We start from the raw sequence: 8,643 nt of genomic DNA, 5'->3' as shown, positions 1-8,643 counted from the left end.
AAGACATCATCCCCAATCACATGATTTCTGTCGATGTCAAAGATATGCCGGAATTTTTCCAGCAGCCCCAGTTCGATGGCAACAGCATGAAATGCCAGAAGCTGACCATGATTCCTATGGAATGCATCGTCCGCGGCTATATCACTGGCAGCGGCTGGGAAAGCTACAAAGAAAACGGTACCGTCTGCGGCATTAAACTGCCGGCTGGTCTCAAGGAATCGGAAAAACTGCCGGAACCGATTTTTACACCATCTACGAAAGCCGAACTGGGAGAACACGATATGAATGTTTCTCTCGAAGAAGGAGCGGCATTCCTCGACAAAACCTTCCCGGGAAAAGGCAGAGAATATGCCGAAGCCATCCGCGACTATACCATCGCCCTCTATAAGAAATGCGCTGATTATGCACTCTCCCGGGGCATCATCATTGCCGACACGAAATTTGAATTCGGCCTAGATGACAAGGGAAATATCGTCCTCGGCGATGAAATGCTGACGCCGGACAGCTCCCGCTTCTGGCCGCTCAAAGGCTATGAAGCCGGCAAATCCCAGCCGTCCTATGACAAACAGTTCGTCCGCGACTGGCTGAAAGCCAATCCTGACAGCGATTACCTCCTGCCCCAGGACGTCATCGACAAGACAATCGAGAAGTACAAAGAAGCCTATGAACTCCTGACAGGCAAGGCATTCTAAGCCTTTACAGCATGGCAGGGATATAGTATAATATGTGATGTCGTACGGGTGCCGGGTGTCTCGAATCTCCGACGATCACGTAGCACTTTGCGAATAGATTATTTTTACAAATGGAGGAACGAACTATGTTAAGTGTAGAAGAAAAGAAAGCCATCGTCGCCAAATACGGCGCAAATGAAAACGACACAGGATCTCCGGAAGTACAGATTGCGCTTCTTACGGCCCGCATCGTCTATCTGACGGAACATCTCCGCAGCAACAAAAAAGACCATGCATCCCGCCGCGGCCTGCTCAAACTGGTTGGCCAGCGCCGTAACCTGCTTGCTTATCTCCAGAAACATGACCTTGGCCGTTATCGTGCTATTCTCGAAAAACTGAACCTGCGTAAATAATCGCGTTGTGTGAGGCTGATGTGTACGCATCAGCCTCTTTTTTCGGAACATAGTGTATGTTACAGGTTGGTAGGTTATAGGTCAGTACCGCTTCCCGGCGATACTGACCTATGACCTACAGCCTGTCTGAATTTCTTGTATGACTCTTCATAAGGAGGAAAACGAATGGAAAAACAGGTATTCCAGATGGATTTTGCCGGTCGTCCCCTGGTCATCGAAGTAGGACAGCTTGCCAAACAGGCGAGCGGTGCTGCTCTGGTCCGCTATGGCGATACGGCTGTATTTGTTACCGCTACGGGATCGAAAGAAGCACGGGAAGATGCCGATTTCTTTCCGCTCACGGTAGATTATGAAGAAAAAATGTACTCCGTAGGGAAGATTCCCGGCGGCTTCATCAAACGGGAAGGCAAACCGCCTGAATCGGCGACGCTCTTTGCCCGCCTGATCGACCGCCCGATCCGCCCGCTGTTCCCCAAGACATACCGTCATGACGTCCACGTCGTAGCCTATGACTTCTGCGTAGATCACGACAACGCACCGGAAATCGCTGCCATGATCGGCGCTTCCGTATCACTGTGCATGTCCCACATTCCCTTTGCCGGCCCGATCGCCGGTGTCCGCGTAGGCCGCGTCGATGGCCAGTTTGTCGTCAATCCGACGGTGGCACAGAGCGAAGCCAGCGATATGGATATCGTCGTCGCCGGTACGAAAGACGCCATCCTTATGGTCGAAGGGGGCGCCAAACAGGTACCGGAAGCAGATATCCTCGATGCCATCATGTTTGCTCATGAAGAAATCAAAAAAGTCGTCGAATTCCAGCTGGGATTCCTGCCGCAGATCAGCGTGCCCAAACAGGAATTCGTCGAAAAAGAACCGCCGGCCGATATTGTAGAAGCCGTTCATGCCTATGGCGAAGCCAACATGAAAGAAGCTATCTGCAACGCCGATAAAATTTCCCGCGAAGAAAAGATGAATGCCGTAGAAACGGACATTTATGAACACTTTGCCGATATTTATCCCGACAACCAGGACGACGTCGCCGAAATCACCCAGAAGATGATCAAGGAAATCGTCCGCCATATGATCGCCGTCGATAAAATCCGTCCCGATGGCCGCCGCGTCGATGAAGTCCGCCCGGTCAGCTGCGAAGTCGGCCTGTTCAAGCGCACCCACGGCACGGGTCTCTTTACCCGCGGCCAGACCCAGGTACTGAGCTTCTGCACCCTGGCACCGCTTTCCGAATGCCAGCACATCGATGGCGTCGGCCTGGAAACGGACCGCCGCTATATGCATCATTACAATTTCCCGAGCTTCTGCGTCGGCGAAACCAAATCGTCCCGTGGCCCCGGCCGCCGCGAAATCGGTCATGGCAAACTGGCTGAACGGGCACTGACCCAGGTCATGCCGAGTGAGGAAGAATTCCCCTATGCCATTCGTGTCGTATCAGAAGTCCTCGAATCGAACGGCTCCAGCTCCATGGGCAGTACCTGTGGCAGCACCCTGGCCCTGATGGATGCCGGCGTACCTATCAAGGCACCTGTGGCCGGCGTGGCCATGGGCCTGGTAACAAAAGGCGATGACTTTACGATCCTGACTGATATCCAGGGAATGGAAGATGCCCTCGGCGACATGGACTTCAAAGTAGCCGGTACCATGAAAGGCGTCACGGCCATCCAGATGGATATCAAGATCAAGGGACTGAGCCGGGAAATCCTCGACAAGGCCCTGAAACAGGCTCATGAAGGCCGTATCTTCATCATGGGCAAGATGCTGGAATGCATCAGCGAACCGCGCAAGGAATTGTCTCCTTATGCACCGCGCATCATCACCATGCACATCGACCCCGATAAAATCCGCGATGTCATCGGGCCGGGCGGCAAAGTAATCAAACAGATTACGGAAGAAACGGGAGCCAAAATCGACATCGATGACTCCGGCCTGGTCTATATCGCCTCTGTCGATGCCGCCGGCGGCGAAAAGGCAAAAGAATGGATTGAAAACCTGACGAAAGATGTGGAAGTAGGGGAAACCTACCTCGGCAAAGTCACGCGCATCATGAACTTCGGCGCCTTTGTGGAAATCCTGCCGGGTAAAGAAGGCCTGGTCCACATTTCCCAGCTGGCCAAAGAACGGGTAGAAAAAGTAGAAGACGTCGTCAATATCGGCGATGAAATCATGGTCAAATGCGTAGAAATCGATGACAAGGGCCGTATCAACCTGTCGCGCAAGGCACTGCTCGGCGGCGGGGACGCACCGGCACACCACAATCACGGCCCGCGCAATAACCGCGGCCGCCAGAATGACCGCAAGAAGGTGCAGTAATGAGACACCGGGGATTTGAAGTCGTTACGGCATATGAAGGAAAGGATATTCACGTGCCGCAGCGGAAAACAGCAAAAAGCGCCGGATATGACCTGGAAGCCGCAGCCGACACCGTCCTGGCTCCCCATGCCGTGACGGTCGTGCCGACGGGCCTCAAAGCGTATATGGAACTGAACGAATATCTTTCCATTTTCATCCGTTCCAGCCTGGCCTTCAAAAAGGGCCTCATGCTGGCCAACAGCACGGGAATCATTGACTGCGATTATTACAACAATCCCGATAACGAAGGCCATATCATGATTGCCTATTACAATACAAAAGACGTTCCCTATACCATAAAAAAAGGGGAACGCATTGCCCAGGGGATTTTTATGAAATACCTGACCACCGATAATGACGATGCATCAGGCATCCGCATGGGCGGTATAGGCAGTACGGGCCAATAATGACTAATCTTTGATGTCAGATATAACGAGAGGCTGTCGCAAGAAGGGTTCCGCCATCATGCGACAGCCTTTTTGGCGTAAAATTGACCAGCCACTAACCACCAGCCACTAAAAAAGAGGAGGAAATACACATGAGCATCAGTACAGAACGCATGATTGCGAGAAAAGAAATTTTACATGGCCGGGTTCTCCACGTCACCGTCGATACGGTAGAAATCGACGACGGACAGGGCGGCAAACCGAAGACAGCCACCCGGGAAGCCGTATGGCATTTTGGCGCCTGCGCGATTTTACCGGTTACCGATGATGGCAAAATCATCCTCGTCCGCCAGTACCGCTATGCTGCTGCCCAGCCCATGCTGGAAGTCCCGGCTGGCAAAATCGAACACGACGGGGAAAATCCGGCAGAATGCGCACACCGGGAACTGGAAGAAGAAACGGGCTTTTCTTCCGACGATATCCAGCCCCTGGGCTACGTGTATACGTCGCCGGGATTCTGCAACGAACGGATATACCTCTATCTGGCCAAAAACCTGAAAAAAGGCCATCAGCACCTCGATGAAGACGAATTCATGAACCTGGAATATTATACGCCGGATGAAGTGGAACAATTAATCGACAAAAATGAAATTGTCGATGCCAAGACCATCGCCAATTTCCAGAAAGCCAGAAAATATCTTTTCTGAGACACTCTCTTTTTCCGCACGTCCGGAACAACCCTATGGTATAATAAAAGGTAGAACATATTTCCCAAAGGGGTGAATCATATGAAATTTAAACGAATCATTGTCATCGTCATGGATAGTGTCGGTGCCGGCGATGCCCCCGATGCGGCAGCCTTTGGAGATGCCGGGGCCGATACGATCGGACATATCGATGCCCGGGTGCCGCTGCGCGTACCCAATCTGCGTCGTCTCGGCTGGGGAAACATTGCCCATATTCACCGGGAACCTACGGAAGTTATCGGATCCTATGGCCTGATGGAAGAACAATCGGCCGGCAAAGACACGACCAGCGGCCACTGGGAATTTATGGGGAATATCGTGGAAACTCCTTTCCCTACATTCCCCCATGCCTTTCCCCCGGACCTGCTGCAGGCCTTTACGGAAAAGACAGGATACGGCTACATCGGTAACGAAATTGCATCGGGTACGGAAATCATCGAACGGCTGGGACCGGATCATTTCCGCACGGGCCTTCCCATCATCTACACATCGGCCGACAGCGTATTTCAGATTGCCGCCCACAACGATGTCATTCCTCTTGACGAACTGTACCGCATCTGCGAAATCACGCGGAAGGAAGTCTGCGTCGGCCCCTATGAAGTAGGGCGCATCATCGCCCGTCCCTTTATTGGGACACAGGGCCATTTCATCCGTACGGGCGACCGCCGGGATTACAGCCGTCTTCCCAAGAAAAAGATGGTCTTTTCCTATCTTTCCGAATCGGGACGCTTTGTCGCCGGCGTAGGGAAAATCGGCGATATATACGCACACATCGGCCTCACCGAATCGTACCATACGGGGGATAATCCGGCAGACATGAAAGCCCTGACGGAACAATTGCTGGCCCACCGGGACCGGGAAGGCCTGCTCATGGCCAACTTCGTCGATTTCGACAGCCAGTATGGCCATCGCCGTAACGTCGAAGGCTATGCCGCCTGCATCGAAGCCTTTGATGATATGCTCGGTCATTTCCTGCCCCTGGTCCAGCCTGATGAACTGCTCATGATCACGGCAGATCACGGCAATGACCCGACCTGGAAAGGGACAGACCATACGCGGGAACGGGTGCCCCTCGTCGTTTACAGTCCGGCCCTTACGGAAGCGGTCGATCTGGGCATCCGCAAGACCTATGCCGACCTGGGACAGACCATCATGGATAACTTCTCCCTGGGGCAGCTTCCGGCCGGTACGGGATTTCTTTCTGAACTGAGGTGACGCCTATGTGGCCTATCGACTGCATTGCCCATAAACGGGATGGCCTGGTGCTGACGGACGAAGAAATTGCCCGTTTCATCGGGGATTATACGGCAGGCCGAATCGCCGACTATCAGGCCGCTGCTTGGTGCATGGCCGTGTATCTGAAGGGCATGGATGCAACGGAAACGACAGCCCTGACAAAGGCCATGGCAGAAAGCGGCGACCTCGTCGATCTGTCCTCTATCCCGGGAATCAAAGTAGATAAACACAGTACGGGCGGCATCGCCGATACGACGACGCTCATCGTGGCGCCCCTGGTTGCTGCCGCCGGTGTACCCGTGGCCAAGATGAGCGGCCGGGGCCTGGGATTTACGGGCGGGACCATCGATAAACTCCAGTCCATTCCCGGCTTTCAGACGGAACTTTCAGAAGACGCCTTCCTCCGGCAGATGCAGGACATGGGAATGGCCGTTATCAGCCAGTCCGGTGAAATCGCCCCGGCAGACAAACTGCTCTATGCCCTGCGCGATGCGACGGCGACCGTCGAAAGCATCCCCCTCATTGCCAGTTCCATCATGAGCAAGAAGATCGCTTCCGGTGCCGACGCCATCGTCCTTGATGTCAAATACGGCGACGGGGCTTTCATGAAGACGAAAGAACGGGCCCGTCAGCTGGCACGGACTATGGTCGATATCGGCCGTCTGGCCGGCCGTCCGACGCGGGCCGTCCTGACCTCCATGGAAGCCCCCCTGGGGACGGCCATCGGCAACAGCCTGGAAGTGGATGAAGCTGTAGAAGCCCTGTCGGGAAAAGGCGGCCGCCGGCTGATGGAAGTCGTAGAAGCCATCGGCAGCCAGATGCTCATCCTGGGCGGCAAAGTGCCAGATGAAGCACAAGGCAGGGCCTGTATCCGCCGGCTGGTAGAGAACGGGGAAGGCCTGAAAAAATTCCGCCAGTTCGTCCGGGCCCAGCACGGCAGTGCGTCCTGGATCGGGAAGCAGCCCCTCACACGGGCCCCGCAGATGTACACCGCAGTATCGGCCGAAACGGGCTATATCACGGCCGTCCATGGAAGGGCACTGGGAGAACTGGCCATGCGCATGGGCGCCGGCCGGGCCCGCAAGGAAGACGCCATCGACCCGATGGTCGGCATACGCCTGTTCAAAGAATTGTATGACCCGGTCCGGGCTGGGGAACCGTTATTCACGCTCTACGGCAATTCTCAGGCGCCGATGGAAGAACTGGCACGGCAGGCGGCAGAACAGATTACCATATCAGACGGCCCGGCTCCCGTACAGGAACCGGTCGTTTCAGAAATTATTATGTAACCAAAGCCTCTCCGGCAAGGATAGAGCATACCGTTACCTGCGGAGAGGCTTTCGTATATCCGGGAAAGGATCTATATGAAGGAAAAACATGCGATTCCCGTACAAAAAGGGAAAATCTACGAAGTCCCCGTTCTCCGGCTGGGCACCAGCGGGGAAGGTGTCGGGCGATATGAGAATTTCACCATATTCATACCCCGGGCGCTGCCGGGAGAAACCGTCCGGGCACGGATCCAGCTGATCAAAAAGAACTATGCCATAGCGGAACTGACCGGAATCGTCACGGCTTCACCGGACCGTATCAAGCCGCACTGTCCCGTCTATGATCAGTGTGGCGGCTGTCAGTTGCAGCACATGAGTTATGAAGGAGAACTAAAGGAAAAACGCCAGCAGGTAGAAGACGCCATCGTCCGTATCGGCCATCTCAGCCATGTCCCCGTACTTCCCGTACTGGGCGCGCCGTCTCCCTGGCACTACCGCAATAAAATGCAGTTTCCTGTCGCGGCAGCCGGCAGGGGAAAAGTCGCCATCGGCTGCTTTGCCGCTTCTACCCACAAAGTCATCGACGTGGCCGACTGTGCCATCCAGAAGGAAGACAACAACGCCATCATCCGTGTCGTCCGCCAATGGATGAAAGACTTCAAGATACCGGCCTACGACGAAGATGCCCGGACGGGCATTGTCCGCCACATCATGGGCCGGGTCGGCGTCCATACGGGAGAAATCATGGTCTGCCTGGTCACGGCCGGTGATATGGTGCCCCACATGAAAGACCTGGTACAGCGCCTGCGCCGGGATATCCCTGGTCTGACCAGCATCGTCCAGAACGTCAACACCCGTCATACCAACGTCATACTGGGACCTAAGACCCGCACCATATACGGCAGCGATACGATTCACGATTCCATCGGGCCGCTGACCTTCCACATTTCAGCCCAGTCCTTTTTCCAGGTCAACAGCGAGCAAGCCCAGCGGCTTTACGAACAGGCCCTGGACTTTGCCAACCTGAAGGGAAATGAAACCGTAGCCGACGTGTACTGCGGCACCGGGACGATTACCCTGTTCCTGGCCCGGAAAGCCAGACAGGTCTACGGCATCGAAATCGTCGCCCCGGCCATCCGCGACGCCGTCCGCAATGCCCGGGACAATCACGTGAAAAATGCCGAATTCATCCTCGGTGACGCCGTCTATAAACTGCCGGAACTCATCCGGGAAGGCGTCCGTCCCGGCGTCATCGTCCTCGACCCGCCCCGGGCCGGCTGCGGTGAACCGGTCCTCAAAGCCATCGCCCAGAGCAGACCGGAACGCGTCGTCTACGTCTCGTGCAACCCGGCTACCCTGGCCCGCGACCTGGCCTACCTGGAACAACACGGATACCAGACCGTCAAAGTACAGCCCGTAGACATGTTCCCCCGGACTCATCACGTGGAGTGCGTAGCCTTGATATCACGCAAGATGTAGTACATACTGTGTGATATGATATAGTTACCAAGAAAAGGATAAAGGACCGTGGCGAAATGCCAGCGGTCCTTTTTTGATGCCGG

General features: G+C 54.9%; 8 protein-coding genes. All 8 read left to right on the top strand.

Annotated features, from left to right (window positions below):
• Window positions 1-692 (top strand): phosphoribosylaminoimidazolesuccinocarboxamide synthase (locus B4H10_RS00400; RefSeq protein WP_292017975.1); only part of this gene is annotated, 692 nt, incomplete at its 5' end.
• Between the two features lie 125 nt (window positions 693-817).
• Complete coding sequence (gene rpsO / locus B4H10_RS00395) at window positions 818-1,084, top strand: 30S ribosomal protein S15 (protein ID WP_059075274.1); 267 nt, start codon at window positions 818-820, stop codon at window positions 1,082-1,084.
• A 165-nt stretch (window positions 1,085-1,249) separates the two neighbouring features.
• Complete coding sequence (locus tag B4H10_RS00390; protein ID WP_292017974.1) at window positions 1,250-3,406, top strand: polyribonucleotide nucleotidyltransferase; 2,157 nt, start codon at window positions 1,250-1,252, stop codon at window positions 3,404-3,406.
• Window positions 3,406-3,852, top strand: coding sequence for a dUTP diphosphatase (gene dut / locus B4H10_RS00385; protein WP_059075272.1), 447 nt, complete (start codon window positions 3,406-3,408; stop codon window positions 3,850-3,852). The genes B4H10_RS00390 and dut overlap by 1 nt, the downstream gene beginning before the upstream one ends.
• 131 nt (window positions 3,853-3,983) lie before the next feature.
• Window positions 3,984-4,538 (top strand): NUDIX hydrolase, encoded by a 555-nt coding sequence (locus tag B4H10_RS00380; protein ID WP_113855731.1) that lies wholly within the window; start codon window positions 3,984-3,986, stop codon window positions 4,536-4,538.
• An 81-nt stretch (window positions 4,539-4,619) separates the two neighbouring features.
• Window positions 4,620-5,792 carry a phosphopentomutase gene (locus B4H10_RS00375; protein ID WP_059075270.1) on the top strand — a complete coding sequence of 391 codons (1,173 nt, stop codon included), beginning with the start codon at window positions 4,620-4,622 and terminating at the stop codon, window positions 5,790-5,792.
• A 5-nt stretch (window positions 5,793-5,797) separates the two neighbouring features.
• Window positions 5,798-7,102, top strand: a complete 1,305-nt coding sequence (locus B4H10_RS00370) for a thymidine phosphorylase (protein ID WP_292017973.1) — start codon at window positions 5,798-5,800, stop codon at window positions 7,100-7,102.
• 75 nt (window positions 7,103-7,177) lie between these two features.
• Window positions 7,178-8,560, top strand: a complete 1,383-nt coding sequence (gene rlmD / locus B4H10_RS00365) for a 23S rRNA (uracil(1939)-C(5))-methyltransferase RlmD (protein WP_292017972.1) — start codon at window positions 7,178-7,180, stop codon at window positions 8,558-8,560.
• Window positions 8,561-8,643: the final 83 nt, after the last annotated feature.

Origin of the sequence: Megasphaera sp. UBA4382 (genome assembly GCF_002391155.1) — a bacterium.
In the GTDB taxonomy this organism is placed as follows: Bacteria; Bacillota; Negativicutes; order Veillonellales; family Megasphaeraceae; genus Megasphaera; species Megasphaera hexanoica.
Note: the sequence above shows the minus strand (reverse complement) of the source record. Positions and strands in the feature narration are given on the sequence as shown.

Excerpts from the sequence above, each read along its gene's own strand:
- dut (WP_059075272.1), top strand. The coding sequence starts at position 3,406 with ATGAGACACCGGGGATTTGAAGTCGTTACGGCATATGAAGGAAAGGAT.
- B4H10_RS00380 (WP_113855731.1), top strand. The coding sequence starts at position 3,984 with ATGAGCATCAGTACAGAACGCATGATTGCGAGAAAAGAAATTTTACAT.
- rpsO (WP_059075274.1), top strand. The coding sequence starts at position 818 with ATGTTAAGTGTAGAAGAAAAGAAAGCCATCGTCGCCAAATACGGCGCA.
- B4H10_RS00390 (WP_292017974.1), top strand. The coding sequence starts at position 1,250 with ATGGAAAAACAGGTATTCCAGATGGATTTTGCCGGTCGTCCCCTGGTC.
- B4H10_RS00370 (WP_292017973.1), top strand. The coding sequence starts at position 5,798 with ATGTGGCCTATCGACTGCATTGCCCATAAACGGGATGGCCTGGTGCTG.
- B4H10_RS00375 (WP_059075270.1), top strand. The coding sequence starts at position 4,620 with ATGAAATTTAAACGAATCATTGTCATCGTCATGGATAGTGTCGGTGCC.
- rlmD (WP_292017972.1), top strand. The coding sequence starts at position 7,178 with ATGAAGGAAAAACATGCGATTCCCGTACAAAAAGGGAAAATCTACGAA.